The sequence below is a fragment of the Undibacterium cyanobacteriorum genome (assembly GCF_031326225.1).
Classification (GTDB): Bacteria; Pseudomonadota; Gammaproteobacteria; order Burkholderiales; family Burkholderiaceae_D; genus Undibacterium; species Undibacterium cyanobacteriorum.
Window position 1 is genome coordinate 4,292,560 of the sequence record NZ_CP133720.1, and the last position, 23,783, is coordinate 4,316,342.

At 49.1% G+C, this 23,783-nt stretch carries 21 protein-coding genes; 17 read left to right on the top strand and 4 right to left on the bottom strand.

Features of this window, described 5'->3' with window-relative positions; all coding sequences use genetic code 11:
• Nucleotides 1–93 precede the first annotated feature (93 nt).
• Nucleotides 94–2,598 carry a zinc-dependent metalloprotease gene (locus tag RF679_RS17915; protein WP_309481986.1) on the bottom strand — a complete coding sequence of 835 codons (2,505 nt, stop codon included), beginning with the start codon at nucleotides 2,596–2,598 and terminating at the stop codon, nucleotides 94–96.
• A 288-nt stretch (nucleotides 2,599–2,886) separates the two neighbouring features.
• Here RF679_RS17915 and RF679_RS17920 point away from each other — a divergent pair, with 288 nt between their 5' ends.
• From RF679_RS17920 to RF679_RS17930, 3 genes are read left to right on the top strand one after another with little or no spacing between them, the layout of a single operon-like run.
• Nucleotides 2,887–3,660, top strand: a complete 774-nt coding sequence (locus tag RF679_RS17920; RefSeq protein ID WP_309481987.1) for a substrate-binding periplasmic protein — start codon at nucleotides 2,887–2,889, stop codon at nucleotides 3,658–3,660.
• 44 nt (nucleotides 3,661–3,704) lie between these two features.
• Entirely contained in the window at nucleotides 3,705–5,069 is a 1,365-nt protein-coding gene (locus tag RF679_RS17925) for an MATE family efflux transporter (RefSeq protein ID WP_309481988.1), read from the top strand.
• Between the two features lie 44 nt (nucleotides 5,070–5,113).
• A complete protein-coding gene (locus tag RF679_RS17930) occupies nucleotides 5,114–6,490 on the top strand; it encodes a DUF6624 domain-containing protein (RefSeq protein WP_309481989.1) in 1,377 nt (458 codons plus the stop codon).
• A 55-nt stretch (nucleotides 6,491–6,545) separates the two neighbouring features.
• Here RF679_RS17930 and RF679_RS17935 read toward each other — a convergent pair whose 3' ends face one another.
• The 3 genes from RF679_RS17935 to RF679_RS17945 form a co-directional block, all read right to left on the bottom strand.
• Nucleotides 6,546–7,283 (bottom strand): CPBP family glutamic-type intramembrane protease, encoded by a 738-nt coding sequence (locus tag RF679_RS17935; protein WP_309481990.1) that lies wholly within the window; start codon nucleotides 7,281–7,283, stop codon nucleotides 6,546–6,548.
• Nucleotides 7,284–7,381: 98 nt separating this feature from the next.
• A complete protein-coding gene (locus RF679_RS17940; RefSeq protein WP_309481991.1) occupies nucleotides 7,382–9,412 on the bottom strand; it encodes a UvrD-helicase domain-containing protein in 2,031 nt (676 codons plus the stop codon).
• A 67-nt stretch (nucleotides 9,413–9,479) separates the two neighbouring features.
• Entirely contained in the window at nucleotides 9,480–10,286 is an 807-nt protein-coding gene (locus tag RF679_RS17945; RefSeq protein ID WP_309481992.1) for a substrate-binding periplasmic protein, read from the bottom strand.
• Between the two features lie 185 nt (nucleotides 10,287–10,471).
• Here RF679_RS17945 and RF679_RS17950 point away from each other — a divergent pair, with 185 nt between their 5' ends.
• The 14 genes from RF679_RS17950 (at nucleotide 10,472) to RF679_RS18015 (ending at nucleotide 23,783) form a co-directional block, all read left to right on the top strand.
• Nucleotides 10,472–11,122, top strand: a complete 651-nt coding sequence (locus RF679_RS17950; protein ID WP_309481993.1) for a class I SAM-dependent methyltransferase — start codon at nucleotides 10,472–10,474, stop codon at nucleotides 11,120–11,122.
• Nucleotides 11,123–11,444: 322 nt separating this feature from the next.
• Entirely contained in the window at nucleotides 11,445–12,020 is a 576-nt protein-coding gene (locus RF679_RS17955) for a Pvc16 family protein (RefSeq protein ID WP_309481994.1), read from the top strand.
• Between the two features lie 7 nt (nucleotides 12,021–12,027).
• A complete protein-coding gene (locus RF679_RS17960) occupies nucleotides 12,028–12,834 on the top strand; it encodes a hypothetical protein (RefSeq protein ID WP_309481995.1) in 807 nt (268 codons plus the stop codon).
• Between the two features lie 17 nt (nucleotides 12,835–12,851).
• Nucleotides 12,852–14,369, top strand: a complete 1,518-nt coding sequence (locus tag RF679_RS17965; RefSeq protein WP_309481996.1) for a phage tail sheath family protein — start codon at nucleotides 12,852–12,854, stop codon at nucleotides 14,367–14,369.
• Between the two features lie 83 nt (nucleotides 14,370–14,452).
• Nucleotides 14,453–14,911: a phage tail protein gene (locus RF679_RS17970; protein ID WP_186917953.1), complete on the top strand. Its 459-nt coding sequence runs from the start codon at nucleotides 14,453–14,455 to the stop codon at nucleotides 14,909–14,911.
• 8 nt (nucleotides 14,912–14,919) lie between these two features.
• On the top strand, nucleotides 14,920–15,387 hold the full coding sequence (locus RF679_RS17975) for a phage tail protein (RefSeq protein WP_309481997.1): 468 nt from the start codon (nucleotides 14,920–14,922) through the stop codon (nucleotides 15,385–15,387).
• Nucleotides 15,388–15,404: 17 nt separating this feature from the next.
• Nucleotides 15,405–15,569, top strand: coding sequence for a DUF5908 family protein (locus tag RF679_RS17980; protein WP_309481998.1), 165 nt, complete (start codon nucleotides 15,405–15,407; stop codon nucleotides 15,567–15,569).
• A gap of 2 nt (nucleotides 15,570–15,571) precedes the next feature.
• The gene (locus RF679_RS17985; protein ID WP_309481999.1) at nucleotides 15,572–16,249 is read left to right on the top strand and encodes a CIS tube protein; all 678 of its coding nucleotides are present in this window, start codon (nucleotides 15,572–15,574) and stop codon (nucleotides 16,247–16,249) included.
• Nucleotides 16,250–16,274: 25 nt separating this feature from the next.
• Nucleotides 16,275–18,065 (top strand): type VI secretion system tip protein VgrG, encoded by a 1,791-nt coding sequence (gene vgrG, locus RF679_RS17990; RefSeq protein WP_309482000.1) that lies wholly within the window; start codon nucleotides 16,275–16,277, stop codon nucleotides 18,063–18,065.
• A gap of 21 nt (nucleotides 18,066–18,086) precedes the next feature.
• Nucleotides 18,087–18,386, top strand: a complete 300-nt coding sequence (locus tag RF679_RS17995; RefSeq protein ID WP_309482001.1) for a PAAR domain-containing protein — start codon at nucleotides 18,087–18,089, stop codon at nucleotides 18,384–18,386.
• Between the two features lie 41 nt (nucleotides 18,387–18,427).
• Nucleotides 18,428–18,841, top strand: a complete 414-nt coding sequence (locus tag RF679_RS18000; protein WP_309482002.1) for a GPW/gp25 family protein — start codon at nucleotides 18,428–18,430, stop codon at nucleotides 18,839–18,841.
• Nucleotides 18,842–18,859: 18 nt separating this feature from the next.
• On the top strand, nucleotides 18,860–22,663 hold the full coding sequence (locus RF679_RS18005; RefSeq protein WP_309482003.1) for a baseplate J/gp47 family protein: 3,804 nt from the start codon (nucleotides 18,860–18,862) through the stop codon (nucleotides 22,661–22,663).
• On the top strand, nucleotides 22,660–23,484 hold the full coding sequence (locus RF679_RS18010; RefSeq protein WP_309482004.1) for a hypothetical protein: 825 nt from the start codon (nucleotides 22,660–22,662) through the stop codon (nucleotides 23,482–23,484). The genes RF679_RS18005 and RF679_RS18010 overlap by 4 nt, the downstream gene beginning before the upstream one ends.
• Nucleotides 23,481–23,783, top strand: a complete 303-nt coding sequence (locus RF679_RS18015) for a hypothetical protein (protein WP_309482005.1) — start codon at nucleotides 23,481–23,483, stop codon at nucleotides 23,781–23,783. The genes RF679_RS18010 and RF679_RS18015 overlap by 4 nt, the downstream gene beginning before the upstream one ends.

The following is a 23,783-nucleotide window of genomic DNA, read 5'->3' on the forward strand; positions in this document are numbered from 1 at the left end:
TCCGACTGGCAAACCCAAAAGATTGGGCTACATCAAACCGAACTCAAATCACGCGACGCGTATTGACTGCCTACCAGCCTCACTCATTCGACTTTAAATCGGAGCGCCAGGCGGAATATTCGGCAAACCCCGCAACTTCACACTACTCGGGTCGCGCAAATAACTGAGAATCAACTCTGCCGCTTGCTTACGGCTGTCCGCTTGTGGACCACGTCCTGGATTCTTGTGCATCCAAGCTGCCAAACTTTGCAGTTGCTGACGCACTTGTGCTTGTACTTGCGGATGCAAACGGCCGGAATCCAACAGGCCAAGCGTCGCATCTAATACCACCCAATTTGAAGCTAACTGAACCGCTTCGCCAGCATTCACTTTGTGAGGCACAGCTTCCCTTTGCCAAGTTGCAGCGAAGACTTGGCGCAATACTTCATCGACGCTCACCTGTTGTGCGTCGCGCGCATGTTGCCACGCTAGGCGATTAAAACGTGCAGCATCAAACAGGAACAAACTGGTTTGCGCCGCACCCGCTTCGACCGCCGAGAAAGCATCGAAGGCGACGCTCATACGCGATGCGAAATACTCCGGCGTCTTGTTATAACCTTCGCTTTGTGGCGTCAACACATCCAGCACCGAGGCAGGCAACGCCAACTGTTCTGCCTGTAGGCTTTCACACAATTTATTGAGAGCCGCTCTTTGGATTTTCGCTTCCACCACCTTCACACCCGCTTGCGCGCGACCTTGATTCACGTCATTCGCGAGCCCGTACTCATATTCGCCGCCAGCGATCAATCGTGCCACAGCCTCGACCTGATACCGATGCAGTAAATAAATCGGTACCAGACGCGCCTCCAATTCGCCTAATTGGCGTTGCGGTGGCAACACGGCAAGCGAGAATTGATCTAAAGCTGCTCTCCGAATTTTCATTAACTTATCATAGGTAGAAATGGAATCCGGACCAAAGTCCCATAGCAATCCATTCGGATGCATCGAGGCACTTGGTCGCGAATCTGCGTCACCGACATATTGCAGTCCCGCAGCCCGCGCATCTTCTCGCAACTTCGCTAATGCTTGCTGCTCATCTTGACCTGGAAAGCTCGCATACAAATGTTTGATGACATAGTCGTCCCACGGCCCAACGCCAACACCATAGGCCTGTTGCACCTGTGGCTGTCCTTGCGCATCAATACTGAGGATAGGATGCGGATAATCCATCACCGATCCATTGCCGTGTCGGCTCGGGGCAAAGTTGTGGGCAATGCCTAAAGTGTGTCCAACTTCATGTGCGGCCAGTTGACGCAAACGCGCTAAGGCCATTTGCTCTGCTGCTTGCTTCTTCTCAGCTTGACTCCATTTTCCATACGGCGCTAACAGGCTTTCAGCAATCAAGATATCTTGGCGTACACGTTGTGAACCTAAGGTCACCGTACCTTTAATGATCTCGCCAGTACGTGGATCGGTGATCGCATTGCCGTAAGACCAACCGCGCGTGGCACGGTGCACCCACATAATCGTGTTGTAACGAATGTCCATCGGATCGACACCCTCTGGCAACATTTCTACGCGATACGCATCTTTAAATCCCGCTTTCTCAAACGCGCTACTCCACCAACGCGCGCCTTCGAGCAAGGCGGAACGCACTGGTTCAGGCGTGCCGCGATCTAAATAATAAATAATAGGTTTTTTGACGGTACTGACGGCCGCAATCGGATCGGTCTTTTCTAAACGGTGACGCACTTGCCAGCGCACAAAAATACTGTCGGCGAGCGGTGTACCAAAATCCATGGTTTCGGCATCAAAGCCCCCTGAGAACGGGTGATACGCGCGTTTTTGATAATTTTCGGGTAAGCGAACCAAACTAATGTGCTGTTGTAGACGTAAGTTCTTGGGATCGGCTGCGACCTGGCGCACGTAGTTGCCGTCTCCGGGGCCAGAGAAATTCAACATCGCTTCCAACTCAGTATTGTCAGGGAAGCTTTTCGCTTGCGCGGTGAGCACCGCACTTCGCTTCTCGTCCACCACATAATTCCCCTGCCGTGCGCGACTCAAACTCTCACTCACGCCATGTCGATCAGCTAAGAGGAACGAGGAAAAATCGATCAGATACTGCTGATTCTCATGCACCAAAATATCACCAGCCCACAATACCGCGCCAGCAAACGCCTCTTTCACAGAATCACGCTCATCTTTGCTATTCGAGCTTGCAATGAACTGCGTGTTCTCTTGGATTAGAAAAAGTCGCTTGCCGTGTCGTTCGAAGTGTACCAACTTACTCGAGCCCGCTTGGCCGCGATCTAATCCAATATCGTTTGAGCCAAGCGCATGAGGCAAGGATGAAACTAAGAGAAAAGAGTCACTACGCTCAGGTATGGCAAGGTAAAGCTTGGCCTGCTCGGATTGCGTCCATACATCAAAAAAACCAGCTTGCTTCTTGAAGCCATTTAACTGCGCCGCAAAGGTCGAAAAGGTGGCTGGACTTACGCTGCTGTTTGCCGTCGTCTGCGTCTGCGCAGACTGCGCCAACATAGAGGTGCATGCCAAAGCGACCGCGAAAGTACAAGACCTCAAAGGCGTCTTGACTGATTTACAGAAAACAAATGACATAGGTGACCTCGTAAAAAAAGAATGAGCTGTAAATTGAAAAACAGAATGAAGCGAAAGCCAGTTGGCTATGACCACAAATTTAGGCAGAAGTTGCGCGATGAATCGCCATCTCAAGCGTCTCTTATCCAGAACGAGACCAAAGCTTGGTTTTATAAAAAATTTAATGCTGTAGACAGCATATTGCAAGAAAACGTAGGAAATTGTGACTTTTTAGAGCAATCTCGAGGGCATTTGCTACAATCAAACAAAACTAAATGAAGCCTCGTCGTAACGACCAAGGAGTGCATCATGAAACTACGTTTTCTCGCCGGACTTTTGCTCTTGGTGGCAAGCAATCTCGTGTTCTCAACCAATAGTCAGGCGCAAGAGAAAGTCGTGCTCTACACGATCTCGGAATTTGATGCGCAGGGTCGGGAGGTTCCGCTCTCCAAGCCTAACCTGCAGGTACTGAATTATCTCGAGTCGCAACTAAACATCAAATTTGACCTGCGACGTGTGCCGTGGAAGCGCGCCATTGAGAACGCGCTCAGCGATGGCGGCATACTGATGGGGATGTCGATCACCCAAGAAAGACGCAAAAAATTTGCCTTCTCAGAACCGATTAATGGCAATGCCAATTGGTTGGTGACACTGTGTAATCGCAGCTTCAAGTACGATCGAATCGAGGATCTGCAAGGCAAAACCATAGGCATCGTCTCCAGCACAAGTGTCAGCGAAGAGTTCGATCAGCATGCGAACAAACTTTTTCAAATCGAACACGACACTGGCGCTGGAATTGCACGCTTGAAGAAACTGGCCTTGCGACGTGTTGATGGCCTGATTTGGTATGGGCGCATCGGCAACGCGAAAGACATAGAAGAATCGATCAATACTAATTACGAAGTGAAAAAACACGAAACCGACAAACCCTTCTGCGTACTCCCTAAGCCTGTGTCGATTGTGACAAATCATTTTGCTATGAAAATCGATGCAAGCAATAACCAGATTCTGCAACGCATCTCAGCGGCATTATTGAAAGGACGCAAAGAAGGCGCCATCGCTACCTTGAATCTACCAAACTGATACACTACGCGATTTGCTAGCCACGCTTTTTCTCCTGGACACCAATGGCAACATCAGCTCCCGTCAAAACCCTACAAGGTAAATTCGTCGAAGGTTCTATCATGCGCCATGTCGTCAATATGACGGCGACGGGCTCCATTGGTTTGATCGCTGTGTTTGTCGTCGACGTACTCAATCTTTTGTATATTTCACGTCTTGGTCGCCATGAACTAGCCGCAGCGGTGGGCTACGCCAGCACTCTATTGTTCTTTCATACCTCAGTGTCGATCGGTTTATCGATCGCTGTGACTGCCACCGTGTCCCGTGCGATTGGTAGCGGTGACTATCCTCTCGCACGCCAATTTGCCGCTAGTTCTTTATACTTGATCGGCGGCATCAGCACCTTTTTGGTGATCGTGACGTATCCATTTTTAGCATCCTTGCTAGCTTTGCTTGGAGCACAAGGCGAAACAGCACAGCTCGCGACACGCTTCTGCCAATTTATCTTACCCTCGATTCCTCTACTCGGATTTGGTATGGCGACCAGCGCCCTGCTGCGCTCGGTTGGTGATGGCAAGCGCGCTATGTTTGTCACCTTAGGCGCGGCCTTCGCCACGGCACTACTCGATCCCCTGTTTATTTTTGGTTTCGGCCTTGGACTGGATGGTGCCGCGATTGCCAACATTTGCGCGCGCTGCGTCATGGCCTTCGTTGGTTTCTATGCGGTATTGAAGGTACATCACTTGTATGCCAAACCGAGCAAAGAAGTTTTTCAGCGTGGCGCAAAAGCGTTCGCGAGCATTGGTGTGCCCGCCATCTTGACCAACGTCGCCACCCCAGTCGGTAATGCCGCTGTGACCACCGCCATCGCAGCGTATGGCGATCAAGCAGTAGCCGGTTGGGCAGTGGTGTCACGCTTAATCCCGATGGCCTTCGCGGGTTTGTTCGCTTTGTCTGGTGCAGTTGGTCCTATCTTGGGACAAAACCTCGGCGCGAAGCGTTTTGATCGTCTACGCCAAACCATGCGCGATAGTTTGAAATTTACCTTGATCTATGTCTCGGTTGCTTGGTTCTTGTTAGCGATCTCAAGTCACCTGATCGCGCGTGCTTTCGATGCACATGGCATGGCCGAGGATGTGATTGTATTCTTCTGCGTCTTTATCGCTGGCAGTTTCCTCTTCAACGGCAGCTTATTCGTCGCCAACGCCGCCTTCAACAACCTCGGTTATCCCTTGTATTCCACGGTACTGAATTGGGGCCGCGCCACCATCGGTGTTATTCCCTTCGTATATTTTGGTGGCCTCTGGTTCGGCGCTCGCGGCGTGATGGCGGGATATGGTTTAGGTGTGGTAGGCTTCGGCATCGCGAGTGTTTGGCTCTGTTTCCATGTTCTCAAAAAAATAGAGCATCGCACCCAGCCCGACCTTTAAATCATCACAGCAAGGCGGGTTCAATCTACACACGGAGACCCGCCATGAAATCGCTGATCCTTGCTTCTGTATTCACCCTCAGCCTGGCGCAGGCATTTGCGCAAGACTACCCGACTCTGACCAGCAACGCGCGCGCAGCCATCGCCAAGAATGACTATTCAACGGCAGTTCAACAATTCGAACTGGCTTTCAAACTCAAAAGCACTAACTACGGTGATCTCTATGATGCTGCCTGCGTGGCGGCACTGGCAGGTAACAAAGATCGTGCTTTCCAGTGGTTGGAAGAGAGTATCGCGCAAGGTTGGACCAATTTCGATCATCTCAGCACCGATACTGATCTGGTCAGTTTGCACAATGAGGCCCGATGGGGTCAATTGACTGGCAAACTCAAGCTCAAATTGGCCGAGCTCGAAAAGAATTACGACCAAAAATTGAAAGCACAACTCGAGCGCATCTTCATCGATGATCAAAGCTTACGCCAGCAACTTGACCCCACTCAGAAAAAATATGGCTTCAACTCTCCTGAAATGAACAAGCTTTGGGATGAGATCCATACCAAAGATGAAGCCAATCTGCGTGAAGTCGAGCAGATCTTAAAAGAACATGGCTGGCTGGGGTCCAAAGAAGTCGGCCCACGCGCAAGTCAAACCATCTTCCTCGTGATCCAGCATGCTTCAGCGGAAACTCGTCTCAAGTACATCCCCATGATGCGTCAAGCAGTCAAAGATAAGAAGGCCAACTCTGCTAATCTGGCTCTGATGCTCGACCGTATCAATACCGAGTCGGGCGTCAAACAGATTTACGGCAGCCAGCTGCGTGGCAAGGTTGAAGGTGGGTATGAGCTGTATGAGATCGAAGATCCAGAGCATCTCGACCAACGTCGCGCGGAAATGGGTCTTGATCCGATTGCGAGCTACATCAAACGCTGGGATTTGACTTGGGATCTCACCAAGTACAAAGAAGAAATGGCTGCCTACGATCGTGCGCAGGTTTTTCAAGTGGCAGACCTTGAAGCCTTGAGCAAGAGACTCTGGCGCGGCGAATTAAAGTATCTGGACTATAGCAAGAATGTGTGGACCAGCATTCCATCCAATCTGCGCATAAGCCGCTCAGAGCACGATCCACAAACATGGTTGTGGAGCTATGGCTACGACGATGAACCGCATGCGAATGCGAAAGACGGCCTGCGCTTGTCGACCGATGGGAAGACTTTAGGTGAAGAAAAGGTTCTTTCACGCACTTTTATACAGAAAGGTGCCATCAGAATCGTCACCACGATGGCGGGTAAAGATGATGGTCGCGACGCAGAATTCCGTTTCACCTACACGATCGACAAGGACAGCTTTGAGCGTAAGAAAGAAGTAAAACTGAAAGGCGCCGACGACTATTTTGTGCGACACATTTATTCCTGGAAGGGATAGGCTGATTTGAGAACCGAGTCGACAGCGAGGATTTTCGGTTCTCGCTAACGCATCTTTAAGGAAGCGCCATTAGAATCGCTAAGGCTGAAGCATTCGCGGCCATATGTAGAACAATTGCTGCGCCCGTATTCATGCGCAGTCTGACATAACCGAGGATGATGCCGCCGAAGAGCTGCGGTAACACCGCGAAGATCACGACCCAATCACTCGGTTTGTTGATTTCATAATTCGTGATGTGTACCAAGGAAAATGCTATCGCCCACAACCAAAAGACCCACTTATAGCTTTGAATAAATTGACGTCTTATATGAAACCGAAAACCTAGATTTTGCTGCGCAGATCTTGAAAGTTTGAATTGCAAGTAAGCCGCTTCGAGCGATAAGACCAGCACTAAGGCGAGCAGCACCTCCCAGCTCCCGAGAAAGGCCGCAACAATTGCCGGTCCAATCAAAAGGCTATAGCGAAAATTTCGCAATCCAAGACGGAAAATGCATTCTTCGATCGGTGGCCCAATAAACACGGCAAAAATAGCGACCCCTAGTTTCGAGAGGTCAGGACCATACTCCAAATCATCAAAGGATGAAAATTGATGAAAGAAGAAAAGGAGACTGAAGCCCGCACTGAGATCTAGTACGAACAAAAACAGCAGGCGTTTCCAATAGCCGCGTCGCGATATGTTCTGTGGGCGCCCTCGTCGAGGATTCAATACAAATGACTTTAAAGCGACGAACTCTTGGCGCACATACTCGCGCAAGCTTAGTGAAGTTTCAACCTGACCTGAGATTTCGGACATGACAGTAGTAGAAAGACATTTAAGAAAGAATGACTACGCACTCTATCACGAACAATGTCTTTTTACTAATTTTCAAATTACTCAGCGAAGCGTGGTTTTTACTCTTTCCCACGACTCAACAAAGCCTTCAAGCTCGCCAAGCGATTCTTCGGTGTGATCACTTCTTCCTCTTTCGGTGGCGCATCGCCTTCATCCAAGCGCATTTCTTTGATGAAGCGCGAGGGATCGCAGTGGATTAATTCGCCGGCGCGTTTGCGACGTTTGCACCAACTCACATGCAAACTTCGTTGGGCGCGTGTGATGCCAACATACATTAAGCGCCGCTCTTCTTCGATACGCGCGGCGATCGTTTCAGCTGGTGCGTCTGGATCACCTTTGTGCGGCAAGATTCCTTCTTCGACGCCGACTAAGAATACATGCGGATATTCCAATCCTTTGGAGGCATGCAAAGTCGACATACGAATCGCATCGGGATCTTCGTCCTTGCCTTCCATCATCGTCATGAGGGCGACCATCTGCGTCAGGTCTAACAAACTACGATGATCTTCGGTGCCGTCTTTGCCGCCACTGCCTTTTTGCGCCAACCATTGTGTGAAATCGACGACGTTTTGCCATTTCGCTTGCGCCGCTTTGTCGTCGAAGCTGTCGTACAAATAGCTCTCGTAATTGATTTCTTTCAAGAGATCCGCCAACAGTCGTTCAGCATGACCTTCGCGGTGCGCATGTGCTTCGACATTGTTGATGAAAGTGCAGAATTCACGCAGCGGACGTAGCTGCTTATCGCTCAATATCGCTTCAATACCGCCTTTAAAGACAGCCTCAAACAGCGAGCATTGCCATTGACCCGAGAAGGAACCCAAGGCTTCCAAAGTCGCCTGACCAACACCGCGACGCGGCGTGGTGATCGCACGGATGAAAGCGGGGTCATCATCTTCATTCGCGATCAAACGCAAGTAAGCGATGATGTCCTTGATCTCCGCTTTATCGAAGAAACTTTGACCGCCAGAAATCGTGTAAGGAATACGCTCTTTGCGCAAAGCCTGCTCAATCACGCGCGCTTGATGATTACCACGATACAGCACCGCATAGTCAGACCAGTTGGCGCGACGTTCGAAGCGGTGCGCCGACATCATCATCGCGATTTGTGCCGCTTCTTGCTCATCATCGGGCATGGTCAATACTTTGATCGGATCACCGAGGCCATGCTCGGACCATAAAGACTTCTCAAACAGTTTTGGATTGTTACCGATCACGGCATTGGCCGCCTGCAAAATGCGAGTACTAGAACGATAGTTTTGTTCGAGCTTAATCACACGCAAGTTCGGAAAGTCGACCTGCAGTGTCTTCAGATTTTCAATCGTCGCACCACGCCATGCATAGATCGCCTGATCATCGTCCCCGACCGCGGTGAACATCGGTTTTTTACCGATGCCCGAAACCAAAAGTTTCACTAATTCGTATTGGCAGGTGTTGGTGTCTTGGTACTCGTCGACCAACAAATAGCGCAAGCGCCGCTGCCACTTATCACGCACTTCTTCGTTGTTGCGGAACAGCTCTACTGGCAAACGAATCAGGTCATCAAAATCAACTGCCTGATAGGCCGACAAAGTCGCCACATAACTGGCAAAAATACGCGCTGCTTGCGCTTCATCTTCATCCTGCGCTTGAGCCAAGGCTTGCTCAGGTTCGACCAAGCCATTCTTCCAAAGAGAGATCGCGGTTTGAATACGACGAATCAATTGCTTATCAGTGGTAATCGCCAAATCCTGTACCAATGAAAAGCAGTCATCGCTATCCATAATCGAGAAGCGATCTTTCAAGCCGAGCGCGCGCGCCTCTTGCCGCAAAATCTTCACGCCTAAGGAGTGGAAAGTCGATACCGTCAATTGCTTGGCCTGTTTAGGCTCTTTCAAGAGCTTGGCTATCCGCTCTTGCATTTCCAAAGCGGCTTTATTGGTGAACGTTAAAGCGGCAATATGCTTGGCATCGTAGCCATGCATTTCGATCAGATTGGCGATTTTTTGGGTGATCACGCGGGTTTTACCGGAGCCTGCGCCTGCTAAAACAAGGCAAGGGCCATCCATGTAATTGACTGCTTCGCGTTGGGGTTGATTAAGACCGTGGGACATGAAAACTTCACTATGCTGTTAAGCCGACATTGTACTCTGTCAGCCACCTCAGCAACAGTGGCGCCCGCTAATTGACATACATCACTAACTTCGCTTCTTCGGGGCCAAGATGGCGCGTGAGTATTTGCATGATGGTGCCGTCATTTAACATGGTTCTCATCAAGGCTTGCCATTGTCTTGCTTGCTTTGCTGTAAAGGCTTTTTTTGATAAAACCAAAGCCGAGACTGCCTTGCTATTCGGATCCCAATCCAGATATCGCACTTTGCCATGCGGGGGATAGCGCTCGAAATAAAAACGATAAGCTAAAGGCGAAGCAATCGTTGCTGCAAAACGCCCATGTGCAAACATTCGATACAACGTATCAAGATCGCCCACTTGCTCCAAACGACCCGTCGCCTCCAAGCGCTCCGATAAAGCGTCATACAGCGGACTATATTTGAACGAACGCACGCCGCCCATCACCAGCTTCGGTGCGGCGATAAATTGATCCATGGTCACGATTTCACGCGGCACCTCAGGTCCAAGGATCACGTATTTCTTGTCCGTCAAATAGGCTGCGAACCAGGCGAACTTTTCGCGCTCAGGCGTCGGCACGCCGGAGGCCAACATATCCAAATTACCTTGCTCCAAATCGTACCAACTGCGTGCTCGAGGCAAGACCGTGACCGTGAAATCGCAACGGCTTCGTTTGATCAATTCTTGAATTACATCCTCGTCGATGCCACCGCGACCTTTGGTGTATAAGGCACCCATTTCGTAATGGGCGAAACGAATTGGCGTAGTTGGACAGAGGCTGCGATCCACCTGCAACGCAGCAGCTGGGAAGCTCACCAAAGCGAGCAAAAAACAGTTTATCCAGAGTCGAAAATTCACGAGTCAAACGCGTCTAAGTTTTCTATGAATACCAGTCACTTTGCCAAAAGTGACTCAGCTTACCGAAGTATTCCCCAAATATATGAGACGTTCAAACCTTTACGCACTTCTTGGCTCAATAACCAACAAACTTTCCCAGAATTTTTGCAAACTAACAAGACGCTAAATGGAAAGAATATGCATAAATGACAAATGCTGCTAGGATAGATTTAAGTATTTCTATTTACTTTTTCTCAGCCATGGACCTCATCGAAAAAGTCACCATTCAAGGTTTTCATCGCAGCCGACTAGGGGATGATCGCATTCACGCACTCGGTTATCGCGAAGCTGAAAGCCAACAACAACGCTTCATGGCGATGCTAGACTGGGGCAATTTAAATGGCAGCAGCGTTCTAGACCTCGGCTGTGGCTACGGTGATCTGAGACCCTTTCTTGCACAACACTATCAAGACACGATTTATCTCGGAGTCGATTTTCTAAAAGAGTTTATCTCCGAGGCACAACAACGCTACGGTCATTTACCCAACACACAATTCTTTCAAGCAGATTTTCTCAATGTTGGCCTGCCTGAGGTTGACTGCGTAATCGCCTCGGGCAGCCTCAACTATCGTAGCAAAAACGAACTCCATCCCTGGCAAACGATTTCCAAAATGTGGGAAGTTGCCCAACGTGGGGTCATCCTCAACTTACTCAACGCACATCACTTCAAAAGTGGCGCTTTGCTGTGCGGTTATGATCCAGAACAGGTACTCAGCTTCTGCCGTCAGCTCGATCCTCATGCCAGCCTACGGGACGACTACTTGCCTGATGACTTCACCATCTACATGCACAAGTAGTAAAAGACATATTTTAAATTTCCTATTTAAAACCATATGTTGATTTTACATGTAAAGAATCGTATTTACATGTTTTTAGATATATTTTGACGACAATAGACGTAGATAGCGAAAATTATTCAAATTGGTATTTGTTTTTTGCTAGCACAAATTCGAGGCAATCACTTAGATTTTTATTACTCTGTTGCAAAATCATCAAAGCCAATTGTTTCCATAATTACTTGCATGATAGTGTATCGGACTCGTTAAGATGCGCTTCCAAAATTGAGGAGCGCGGCGGGCGAAACTGACATCAACACGAACTATCTGAGACGGAGTGCAAGTGATCAACGCAGCCATCAGCCATCTCGCCAATCAGCTCAATCAGCAGTTTCGTAATAACTTTCATTTGATGGAAGACGTCGCAGTGGTTTCGAATTTGGTGGAACTTGATGGCACGCCCGCACCGAATGCGAACAATAAATTGGTGCTGACCTTAGTCAACATCGAGAAGGACACCATGCCCCACCGTCCTGGCAATGGCCGGCGTTCCGTTGCCGATGCCTTCTTGGTGCAAAGCAGCCCGTTATATTTGAATTTGTATGTGATGTTGTCCGCTAATTTTGGCGCAGACAATTATCCGGGAGCCTTAAGAACCCTCTCCCAGGCAATTAGTTTCTTTCAGCAGCAAGCAGTTTTCGATCGACAAAATAGCCCAGGCTTAGATTCACGCATCGATAAGCTGATTTTGGACATGGAGAATCTGAAGATCCCAGACTTGAATAATTTGTGGAGCCTCATGGGAGGCAAATACCTTCCCTCTGCATTTTATAAAGTCCGAATGATTACAGTTGATTCACGCGCGGTAGTGGGCCAAGCACCAATGATCACAGCGCCCGAGCGTGGTTTAGGAAGGTAGTGCAGAAATGGCACGGTATTTGCCTCTGTTTCGTTTGATACTAGCGCACGAGTTTTTCGCAAGCGATCGCGAGCTACCTTTGCAAATTCAAGCCACGAAAGCCTGTGCTCGACAAATGGAACAGGAAGGTTTGTTGTTGCGATCGATCAGCAATGGCATTGAAGTATGGAATGAAGTTCGCGAATTTGGTGATCCCGCGGCTAGCTTAGATTTCGAATTTTTGGTGTTGAGCAAAGATCCTTACCTCGAAACCTATACCGCATGGGAGGTGGCAAAACCGATCGCCTATCAGATCAAACCGGACGAGCACGGCGAAGCAACAGCGACAAATCAAGGCATCACCGCTGTCACCGTGGCCGAGCGCGACTTTGGCTTGAGTAGCTTTGAAAGACAAAAAATGGGCATCGTATTTTCTGTCGAGATGACGCAGGCATTACATGTCGAATCGGACCGAGAAATACAGCAGTATCACATTCAGTTGCGCAGTAAAGAGATGCATTGGAAGTACTACTTCTCTGGTGCTCTCGCAAAAAAGAAATTAGAAATTATCGATCTCGATGCAATAAATAGCGAGCCAGGATGTCGTTTTATTCCCAGCTCAAAGATCGTCACAGAAGATAGCTTGGCATTCGTTTCGAACGTCAAACTACCAATGAGAAGCATACCAACACAACGCTTTCAGCTACGTGAAGAGGGTGCCAACGGAAGAGTATTAATGAGGCGACTGCCAAACGCCAGCGTTGACAAAATTGGCAAAGAGAAAGGTCCGGACGGGCAATCACTGGTCGTTGCGGAAATTTATATTCATCAATAATTTTCAAAGGAACACTTATGGCTGGCGCGTATAAAACCCCCGGTGTCTATATCGTTGAAAAGAATGCCTTTCCGAACTCGGTTGTGGAAGTAGCGACCGCGGTTCCTGCATTCATCGGTTACACCAAAATAGCCGACAATAAAGGCACTTCTTTGCACGAAAAACCATGGCGTATTACTTCTTTGTCCGAATTCAAAAACTATTTTGGAGAAGAGCCGGACGACAAATTTGAGATCGCAGAAAAATCTGACAAGGAACATGCTGATTTCAAATCAGGCGACAAGGAATACGTGCTTAAGCGCCCTAACGGTAAAGCTGACACCAAACGCTATTACCTCTATCGCGCCATGCAATTGTTCTTCCAAAATGGCGGTGGCCCATGCTACATCGTTTCTATTGGCACTTACAGTGACCAAGGCGTCGAACGTAAACCATTAGAAAAAGGTATCGATATGCTCTTGAAGGAGCAAGAACCAACGATGGTAGTGATTCCTGACGCGGTAGCCTTAGAAGAAGGCGATTGCATCGGCGTACAACAGTACTCGCTAAAACACTGCGGCTACCAGATGAAAAACCGTTTCGCCATTTTGGATATTCACAATGGATTCAAGGAACGTTCAGACAACGACCCTGTCGCAGCCTTCCGTGGCGACCTTGGCACGAATTTCTTGAACTACTCCGCGGCATACTATCCTTGGTTGAATACATCGATTGTACAAACTACGGACCTCGGCTTCTCTAGTTTTGTTGACGTGTCGAAAGTCAGCGAATTGTTGTTAGCAGAAGCTGGTGGCGAGAATGCGCCACAGGATTTGAAAGACATCTTGGCTCAAGTTGGCAAAGCCGACCGCGATCCAAAAGCAAAGACCTACTTGTCCGACGACGAGTTGCACAAAATCTTGTTCTCTGTTTGCCCAACTTACTCCAAAATGTTGTTGGCCATCAAAAACAAACTCAACCTCTTGCCGCCAGCAGCAGCGATGGCAGGTGTGTACACCATGGTCGACAATGCGCGTGGCGTTTGGAAGGCGCCAGCCAATGTAAGCTTGGCTTCCGTCATCTCTCCAGCGGTGAATATTACGCATGACGAACAAGAAGACTTGAACGTCACCACAGCCGGTAAGTCGATCAATGCAATTCGCAGCTTCATCGGTGAAGGCACTTTGGTATGGGGTGCTCGTACTCTCGACGGCAATAGCCTCGACTGGCGCTACATCAACGTACGCCGCACCATGATTATGCTGGAAGAATCATTACGCTTAGCGACTAAGGCCTATGTATTTGAGCCAAACGTCAGCAGCACTTGGGTAACAGTGAAGAGTATGGCGAGCAACTTCTTGACCAGTATCTGGAAACGCGGTGGCTTGGCAGGTGCGAGCCCAGAAGATGCATTCAGCGTTAGCTGCGGTTTGGGTGAAACGATGACAGCTGAAGATATTCTCGAAGGCTACATGCGCGTCACTATTTTGGTTGCTTTAAGCCGCCCAGCGGAATTCATTGAAATCACGTTCCAACAACAAATGCAGAAGTCATAATCCGGCGCTGACGGTGTCAGCCTAAAGGCAAAGACACCTTGTTCCGACAATTTTTAACTTATTTATTTTAGAAGAGGTTTGTTATGGCAGATGACGGCTCAGCACAATCAAGCAACGTATGGCCTTTACCGAAGTTTTACTTCCGCGTGAAATGGGACGCCAACGAAATGTCTTTCCAAGAAGTTTCTGGTCTCGATATTCAATCTGAAGAGATCAAGTATCGTCACGGCAATAGCCCAGTTTTCTCAGTGATCAAAATGCCTGGCATGAAAAAGTACGGCAATATCACGATGAAAAAAGGCGTATTCAAAGGCGACAACAAGTTTTGGGATTGGCTCAACCAAATCAAGATGAACACCATCAAACGTGTGCCTGTCACCATTAGTTTGCTCGACGAGCAAGGTAACGACACGATGGTATGGACTTTGACGAATGCATGGCCAACCAAGATTTCAAGCACCGACTTGAAATCCGAAGGCAATGAGGTAGCGATTGAGTCCATCGAAATCGTGCATGAAGGTTTGACGATCGACAATAAATAATCAACACCATGAGTGGTGAATATTTCGAGGGGGGTTATCCCCCTCCGGCGTTTTACTTTACCGTCACCATCGGCGATGGAATGCAAGTGCCAGATGCTTCGTTTAGCGAAGTATCTGGCATTAGCATTGAAATGGAGACCGAAGCTGTGGTGGAAGGCGGCGAGAACCGCTTTGTGCATCAGCTTCCAAAAAGTATCAAGCACCCCAATCTCGAACTCAAGCGCGGTCTGACGACTTTAAGTTCGCCTTTGGTGAAATGGTGCAAAGATACGCTGGAAGGCGCTTTCATCAAACCCATTGAACCAAAAACCATCGTCGTCAAACTCAATGGCGCCGAAGGTGAAGTGTTACGGGCTTGGGCTCTGATCGGCGCATATCCTGTGAAATGGGATGTTGAAGGATTTAACGCCACCAAGAATGAAGTGGCGATCGAAAAAATGACGTTCGCATATACCTATTCAAAACGTAGCAAGTAAACACGGGCAACAACATCATGGCCATCGAAATCAAAGAATTGATTATCAAGACCAACATCGTGAACCGTCCTGTGGCAGAGGAACACGAGGTGGTGGCAAATGCAGACGCAATCAAAGAAGAAATTCTGGCGCAATGCAAACAAATGATGCAAGCCATGCTGCGTGAACGGCGGGAGCGTTAATCGTGTCGGGCCAAAAAACTCTACTCAAAATTTCTGGCTGTAGCGTGGCCAAAAACGGCACCATTAGTGTCGATTCCTCGCGCCCTGTGTTCCAAGCACTGATTAACCCCAGTGGCTATGGCCATGACTTTTCGATTAAGTACGCCAAGAATCAATCCTTAGGGCAGGCAGGAAATGAATCCAAATTTCACGCCAGCCAACCAGAAAAACTCAGTTTAAAAGAACTAGTTTTAGATGGCACAGGTGTCGTACCAGGCACGACTAAATCGGTCAAACAACAAGTACAAGAATTACGCGATGCCGTCTACACCTATGTCGGCACCAAACATGAGGCGCCGATTGTCCAAGTAGTGTGGGGTAGCTTGATTTTTTATGGTCGTGTCGAAGGACTTAAGTTTGATTACACACTCTTCAAACCGAACGGTGAACCGCTACGCGCCAAGATTTCATTGAATTTCGTGGAATACACCAGCGCAGCAGAGATCGTCAAAGAGGAGGCCAAAAATTCGCCGGACCTGACCCACCTCATTGAAGTCAAAGCAGGCGACACCTTGCCGCTGCTATGCAATCGCATCTATCGCGATCCCAACTATCACCTCGAGGTTGCACGCATCAATGGTTTAAGTTCGGCACGTCAATTAACGCCAGGCATGACGCTGCGTTTTCCGCCCTTAGCCTAAGTGAATTAGAAGAAGGAACCATCACATGGCTGACTCTCCCCTCAACGATAGCTCCGGCGTCCTCAGCTTCACCATTACCTGCGATGGCGAGGCGATGCCAGACCTTGTCCAAGTCGTCTCGATTGAAACTCAACACAGCATCAACCGTATTCCAACAGCATTGATCACCATCATTGATGGCGATATGCCGAACGCTGAGTTTCCAGTAGCGGATGCCGGTAATTTCAAACCAGGAACTGAGGTCGTCATTAGCGCAGGGTATGAAGGCACAGTGAAGCAAATTTTCCAAGGCATAGTGATTAAACACTCGGTCAAGATCACCGGAGATAATTATGCGCGCTTACTCATTGAATGCAGAGACAAAGCCTTAGCGATGACGGTCGGCCGCAAGAACGCTAACTATGTCGACAAAAAAGATAGCGATATCATCACCACCCTGATTGGCGCTTACAGCGGCCTAACCGCCGACGTTGAGGCGACCACGATTACGTACAAAGAATTAGTCCAATACTACAGCACCGACTGGGATTACATGATGGCGAGGGCCGAGGCCAATGGTCTCTTAGTCACGATTGATGCTAGCAAGGTCACTGTCAAATCGCCGCGAGCCAGCGACGCTGCGGTGCTGACCTTGACTTACGGTCACGACTTGATGGAATTTCATGCCGATCTCGATGCGCGTTGGCAGCTGAACTCGGTCACGAGTACCAGCTGGGATTTAGCAACGCTAAAGATTGTCCAGCAAACCGCCACGCCTGCCACCTTAACTGGGCAAGGTGATATCGCCTCGAAAACTCTAGCGGAAATATTGAACGTATCTGACTTTGGTTTACAAACCGCAGCGCCTTTAGAGTCCGGTGCATTGACTGCTTGGAGCAAAGCGCAACAGACCAAAGCAGCCATGTCGCGCATCCAAGGTCGTATGCAATTTCAAGGTAGCGCGCTGGCGAAACCCGGCGTAGTTTTAGAATTGGCGGCGGTCGGTAAACATTTTAATGGCAACGTGATTGCCAGCACCGTCATCCATCGTCTTCAAGACGGCAACTGGATCACCGAAGTCGAATTCGGCATGCCAAGCTACTGGTTCACGGAAGAACACCATTTGCAAGCACCTGAGGCTGCCGGGTTAACCGCAGGAATCAGTGGACTACATATCGGTATCGTCATGAAGCTCGATGCCGATCCTGAAGGTCAATACAAGATCCAAGTCGATATTCCTCTCATGAATGCTGACACGGTCGGCGTGTGGGCGCGCCTCGCTAGCTTCTACGCGTCGTCAGGCTTTGGCTCCTTTGTGATTCCAGAAATTGGTGATGAAGTTGTACTCGGCTTCTTCAACAATGATCCATCCTGCCCCGTCATCTTAGGCAGCCTCTACAGCTCCAAACACACACCACCATACGAACTCACCGCCGATAACAATATCAAGGCGATGGTGACGCGTAGCAAACTGAAAATGGAGTACGACGACGGCAAGAAAGTCATTACCTTGATCACCCCTGCAAATAACAAGATTGTCATCAGCGATGATAGCAAGTCCATCTTATTACAGGATCAAAACAATAATAAAGTCGAGCTGAGTTCCTCTGGCATTCTGCTCGATAGCCCAAAGGATATCACCATCAAAGCCTTGGGCAAGGTCGTCATCAATGCGACGCAAAATATTGAAGCTACCGCTCAGATGGACGTCAAGGTCACGGGGCTGAATATCACCAATACCGCCAATGTGGGTTTCACGGCCAAAGGAACCGCGACCGCGGAATTATCTGCTGCTGGCCAAACCACCGTCAAAGGCGCCATGGTGATGATTAACTAATGTGAGAACAAGGATACGCACATGCCACCAGCCGCTCGAATTACCGATATGCATGCTTGCCCCATGGTGACACCAGGCGTGCCACCGATTCCGCATGTCGGTGGCCCCATCTCAGGCCCTTGTGTACCAAACGTTTTGATTGGTAGTTTGCCCGCAGCAGTGCTCGGCGACATGGCCGTGTGTGTAGGCCCGCCCGACACCATTGTTAAAGGCAGTGCGACTGTCATGATTAGTGGCCGCCCCGCGGCACGTATGGGTGATACTTGCGCGCATGGCGGCACGATTGTCCTTGGTTTTCCGACCGTGATGATTGGTGGTTGAACATGCAAGCTCACAACGAAACGTTTCGAGAGGCCTAAGACGTGAGTAATGACGTATCTTTTTTAGGCACGGGGTGGAGTTTCCCGCCTGAATTTTCCAAACGCGGCACCGTGTCCATGGTGAGCGCGGCGGAAGATATTCGTCAAAGCTTACACATCATCCTCGCCACGAACTTAGGTGAGCGCGTCATGCAACCAAGTTTTGGCTGCGGTATCAAGAGTCAAATCTACGAAAACATCAACGAGAGCACGCTCACAGTCCTGAAGGATTTAATCAGTCGCGCGATCTTGTTTTACGAACCGCGTGTGAAATTGGAATCGATAGCCACCGATAGCTCGGCAGCCTACGACGGCAGACTCGATTTCTTAATTAACTACAGCATCATCGCCACCAATACGCGCCATAACATCGTGTATCCATTTTATTTGCGCGAGGGCACCGATGTGCAGCTCTAATCGTGTCACTGGAGATCTATGAAGTCACAATGGATGATACGTGACGGATTAGCACAAACGCAGCGGCATCGACCAGCGCTGCGCGGTGACTATTTTAAACTCGATGATCTCAGCTTTGAACAACTGCTGTTCTTAGCGACGGAATATGCGCGCTTGATGCATTTCTTTCAGCTCGATCTGAGCACGGATGGCACGTGGCAAGCTTTCTTCAGTGCTGACGAGAGCATTTTGATGGCAAGCATTCTAGCGCTCAAGCCCCATGAACTAGCCGATCAATTCGAACTACGTTTGCAGATGCAACCGAGCTATCGCGATTGGTTTCGCGACGACATCGTGCGGAAAATCGACTTGTCCTATCGTGAGCAATTGAATTCTCCGCTAATGCTACTGCGTCTATTTGATCAATGGTACACGACATTATTGGTGCAACAAGGTCATGCTTCCGGCGAACTCCGTAGCCTATTAGAAGGTATCTTGCGTGGACTCAAGTGGGAAGTGCAAACCCTGGTCGAGGCAACCCCACGTTTGCTGCAGTCGTACACGCAGAATTTGTTTTCCGAGCAATTTCGTAAACTCGTCGATTGGCCTTTGCCACAGGTCAGCCATTCCGCGACCAGCACTAAATCTGAGGCCGAAAAGACGCCGCTGCACGGCGACGCCAAAGCATTTAGCCGTAGTGAAGTTAGACATAATTTTCATACGCTCAATCAAGCCTTGCGCATGTTGCAAAAAGGTGTGCGCCAACTCCTGCCTGAATCCCTCAGCAGCGGTGCGCATGATCCCGCGATTAGTCTCTTGCTGACTTTTGCTAAGCAATACCAAACACTACAAACGCGACTGAATCGTTTCGCCGATAAGCACATCGATTTCTACTATCATGATGTGCTCGGACTCAAACAAGCACCGCCGCAGGCCGATAGTGCCTATTTGGTGATGCAGCTCAATCCATCAGCACCGCAAGTAGCGATCGCCAAAGGTACGGAATTTATAGCAGGCCAAGATGAGAGTCTCAACGACATCGTTTATACGGCAGATGAAAGCAGCATTCTGAATAATGCCCGCGTGAGCTCTCTGCACACGATCTACTTCGAACGTAAGAATAAAGAAAAGCGCCTATTACGCACGCAAGCGAGTTACTACCACCCTATCGATGTACTCGATGCGGATGCCGAACCTGGAGCACATGAGAAGTTACCCCCGCTACCCTTGATGGGCGCGCCCAAGCCAGGTGAACATATTTCGGATGTCAGTGCGGCACGCTTTGGTTTTGCCATCGCCAGTCATACCTTAATGATGCAAGAGGGTGAGCGACATATTCGCGTCCTCTTGAAAATGCGCCACAACAGTCGTTACACGATTGAAAACAGTTTGCGAGAACTCACTGGCGGCACCTCGGAGTTACGTCTTAGTGACGAATTCATCAAGCTGGTGCGCAGCATGTTCCGCATTTCCATCACCACCGAAACCGGTTGGTTCGTGGTTCCAGAATATCGTCCTGAGTACCAAGGCCTGAATCCTGATCTGCCAGAAAACTGTTTGGCGATCTACATTCATTTGCCGTCAGCAACGCCAGCAATCACGGGCTACGATAGCAAAGTACACGGCGAGGAATTTCAGACCAAATCGCCGATCTTACAATTCGAAATGACACGTAATGAGTATGCCTATCCTTACGACATCTTGACACATTGGTTGCTCGAAGAAATCGATTTGGAGGTTGAAGTCAAAGCCTGCCGTCAATTGATTTTGCACAATCAGATTGGGCAATTAAGCGCCTTAGCACCATTTACGCCATTTGGTCCCCTCCCTGATCACAGTTCTTACTTAATCGTCGGCTGCGAAGAGGTACTCGGTAAACAATTGCGTGACGCCTCAGTCGATATCGAGTGGGCCGGTTTGCCTAGTAACTTGGGCGGGTTCGCTGAATACTATCGCGGCTATCAAGATCCTTTGAAGGCGGATGCGATTAAGGTCAAGTTATCGGTACTGGTCGATGGTAAATGGAATAAGTTAAACGCTTCTTCATCCTTGTTTGAATTTGAAGCCAAAGAAGACGGCAGTCCAAGTGTGCAAGTGCGTACGGAAAACCGCATCGCATTTACGCCTTTAATGTCCTTGTACAAACCAACCCATCCGCAAGCTTTACCGAAAGATGGTGCGCGTTTCATTTATAACTCCAGCACCATGAATGGCATGTTCAAACTGAGTTTGGACGAACCCGATGGCGCCTTCGGACATCAAGAATATCCCCAGCTCCTGACCCGTGTTCTCACCCAGAACGCGCAAAAGAAAAAGATAGGCTTGATGACGGCACAACCGAATCCGCCGTACACGCCGCAGATTAGTCGCATCGTTTTCAATTACAAAGCGTATTCGACGATTAACTTCGATCAAAACCAGTCTGAGTTAGCCAGTCAACATCAGGAAGTCTTTTTGCACTTGCATCCCATGGGTAGCAAAGTCATGCGTGTTAATGAGAGCAAAATGATTCCGCTCGTACCGCACTACCCTGCGGCCGGCAATCTAATGATTGGACTCGACGCAGAACGCCTGCAAGGTCAGTTAAGTCTGTATTTCTATCTGCGCGAGGATTCTTTGCCGATGGCAAGCGGCACACATACGAATATCCAGTGGTGGTATTTGTCATCGAATCGTTGGCGCCGTTTTGAGCAAGCACATATTTTGGACGATTCCACACATGGCTTCATGACCTCCGGCATCGTGCAATTGCAAATCCCTGAAGAGATGAATAAGGATCATACGGTGATGCCGTCGGATCAATTTTGGCTCGGCGTTACGGCGGATCAGGGAATTGAACGCTTCTGTAGTTTGTACGGAGTATTTGCACAAGCAGTGCGCGTGACTTGGTCACCACAACATGGCAAAAAAAACGCCCCTATTTTACCTGCTTTACGCATACAAAATAGTAAAAGCCCTATCCCCGGCGTCAATGGTGTTTTGCAAGTGCGCAGCAGTTTTAATGGAAAGGCTGCCGAAACCCGTGAACAGTTTAGAACACGTGCCAGCGAACGTCTGCGACACAAGAATCGTGCGCTGACCACCAATGATTACGAATCGATGATCTTGGAACATTTCCCGCAGGTGTATAAGGTGAAGTGCTTCCCCCATTTGTGTTCAGCGCAAAACCCACAACATCGCATACGGCCAGGACATCTCTTGATCGTCCCGATTCCACATCTCAATTTAGGCGGTCACGGTAATCAACGACCGACACTGAGTGGGCACCTGATTCAGGAGATCCACGACTTCGTGCGGCTGTATGCGCCCGCCGATGTGCAAATCAGCGTGGAGAATCCTGTCTACGAAGAAGTTCAGGTGCGTTGCACTGTCAAACTCAACACGGGCAATCAACACCCGCGACAATTTGGCACGAAATCCAGTACCCAAAGCCAAATGAGCGGTCGCTACATCGAACAAATTAATCGCGCGATTTGCGAATACCTTTCGCCATGGAATGAGCGTGGCATCAATCAACATTTTGGTTGGCATATTCAACAGCACAATGTGATCTCATTCTTGCATGACCTCGACTATGTTGAAGAAGTGAGCGGCGTCTCTTTGCTGCAAATTTCCCCCTTAGGCGATGTCGGTGATCTACGTTTCTACTTAAAAGACAATGCGAATTTGCCGCGTCACGAGAAAGATCTTAGCCCAAGTTATCCATGGAGTATCGCGGTACCGCTGCCAGAACATTGGATTGTCGTTCTGGATCAATTTGAACAGAGAAATCCAAAAGCACTTGGCATTAACGAATTAAAAGTAGGCTCTACCTTCATTATTCCGGCAAGGAAATCGACATGACACGACGTAACCGACACATCCTACAAGAGCGTTTCCAGCACGGCAAAATGCCGACGGAAGAGGACTTCTCGGATCTCATCGAATCCATGCTCAATATGCTCGACGAAGGCTTTGATAAGACAGAAAAAGAAGGCTTCAAAGTCGCGCAATTACGCGATGGCAAACTAATGAGCTTCTACAAGGACATCAATATCGGTGATCCGCTTTGGTCCTTTGGCTTAGATAAAGGAAGCACGAATCTGAGTATTACGGACACCCGCAATCAAGCTTTATTGACGCTATCGAGCACCACCAGTGTCGATGGTATTCATCATAGCGGTGTTGGGATACGCCAAGCGCAGCCACAACATGAACTCGATGTCGCCGGTTGCATCGCCTCCTATGCACGCGTTGGACGACCTGGTGAGATGTCAGTGCCTGCCGATGGCAACTGGTATGACATCACCGAAAACATGACGGGTTGCCAGGCTTGGGAAGTGGTCGCTGGCGTCGGCGCGAAAGACAGCGAGGGGCGCTATGCCTTAACCCATGCGATCGCCATGAATGCCTTCAATAGTAACGGGAGCATTGATTACAATCAAACCTATTTTGGCAATAAGTGCAGTCGGATTGAATTGCGCTGGATGGCAGATGATGCTGACAAGCCCTTTGATTTTCGTTTGCAAATGCGGGTCGGATGTAGCTATGGTGAAAATGTCTGGATCAAATATCACATGACACAACTGTGGTTAGACACCTTGATGTTGGAGAGTGATCAAGAGCCGACGCGACAACCGGTTCCTCAGTACGACGCCAAAGGGAAAGTCATTAAACAGAAATGAGTACGTCGTTGATTTCATTCCAGCTGTCACTAACGCAAGCCGATCTCGTTATCGAAGCTTTGTCCGAGCAGCCCTTCAAAACGGTGTTTGATTTGATTGGTCAACTCAATCGGCAGGCGGCTGCGCAAGTGGATCGTGCTGACAGCGGAGCGCAGATGCTTAGTTTCGAATTGGAAGCAGCACAAGTGAGAATCGTGATCGAGGCCTTGGGCGAGTTTCCCTACAATCGCGTCCATCAATTGCTGGCACTGATGCATCAGCAATTGGCGAACCAAACACGTTTAGGGCGAGGTGAATAA

What these genes read in the sequence shown, in the direction of transcription:
- RF679_RS17915 (WP_309481986.1), bottom strand. Translation starts at nt 2,598, where the DNA reads ATGTCATTTGTTTTCTGTAAATCAGTCAAGACGCCTTTGAGGTCTTGT.
- RF679_RS17920 (WP_309481987.1), top strand. Translation starts at nt 2,887, where the DNA reads ATGAAACTACGTTTTCTCGCCGGACTTTTGCTCTTGGTGGCAAGCAAT.
- RF679_RS17925 (WP_309481988.1), top strand. Translation starts at nt 3,705, where the DNA reads ATGGCAACATCAGCTCCCGTCAAAACCCTACAAGGTAAATTCGTCGAA.
- RF679_RS17930 (WP_309481989.1), top strand. Translation starts at nt 5,114, where the DNA reads ATGAAATCGCTGATCCTTGCTTCTGTATTCACCCTCAGCCTGGCGCAG.
- RF679_RS17935 (WP_309481990.1), bottom strand. Translation starts at nt 7,283, where the DNA reads ATGTCCGAAATCTCAGGTCAGGTTGAAACTTCACTAAGCTTGCGCGAG.
- RF679_RS17940 (WP_309481991.1), bottom strand. Translation starts at nt 9,412, where the DNA reads ATGTCCCACGGTCTTAATCAACCCCAACGCGAAGCAGTCAATTACATG.
- RF679_RS17950 (WP_309481993.1), top strand. Translation starts at nt 10,472, where the DNA reads ATGACAAATGCTGCTAGGATAGATTTAAGTATTTCTATTTACTTTTTC.
- RF679_RS17960 (WP_309481995.1), top strand. Translation starts at nt 12,028, where the DNA reads ATGGCACGGTATTTGCCTCTGTTTCGTTTGATACTAGCGCACGAGTTT.
- RF679_RS17965 (WP_309481996.1), top strand. Translation starts at nt 12,852, where the DNA reads ATGGCTGGCGCGTATAAAACCCCCGGTGTCTATATCGTTGAAAAGAAT.
- RF679_RS17970 (WP_186917953.1), top strand. Translation starts at nt 14,453, where the DNA reads ATGGCAGATGACGGCTCAGCACAATCAAGCAACGTATGGCCTTTACCG.
- RF679_RS17975 (WP_309481997.1), top strand. Translation starts at nt 14,920, where the DNA reads ATGAGTGGTGAATATTTCGAGGGGGGTTATCCCCCTCCGGCGTTTTAC.
- RF679_RS17980 (WP_309481998.1), top strand. Translation starts at nt 15,405, where the DNA reads ATGGCCATCGAAATCAAAGAATTGATTATCAAGACCAACATCGTGAAC.
- vgrG (WP_309482000.1), top strand. Translation starts at nt 16,275, where the DNA reads ATGGCTGACTCTCCCCTCAACGATAGCTCCGGCGTCCTCAGCTTCACC.
- RF679_RS17995 (WP_309482001.1), top strand. Translation starts at nt 18,087, where the DNA reads ATGCCACCAGCCGCTCGAATTACCGATATGCATGCTTGCCCCATGGTG.
- RF679_RS18005 (WP_309482003.1), top strand. Translation starts at nt 18,860, where the DNA reads ATGAAGTCACAATGGATGATACGTGACGGATTAGCACAAACGCAGCGG.
- RF679_RS18010 (WP_309482004.1), top strand. Translation starts at nt 22,660, where the DNA reads ATGACACGACGTAACCGACACATCCTACAAGAGCGTTTCCAGCACGGC.
- RF679_RS18015 (WP_309482005.1), top strand. Translation starts at nt 23,481, where the DNA reads ATGAGTACGTCGTTGATTTCATTCCAGCTGTCACTAACGCAAGCCGAT.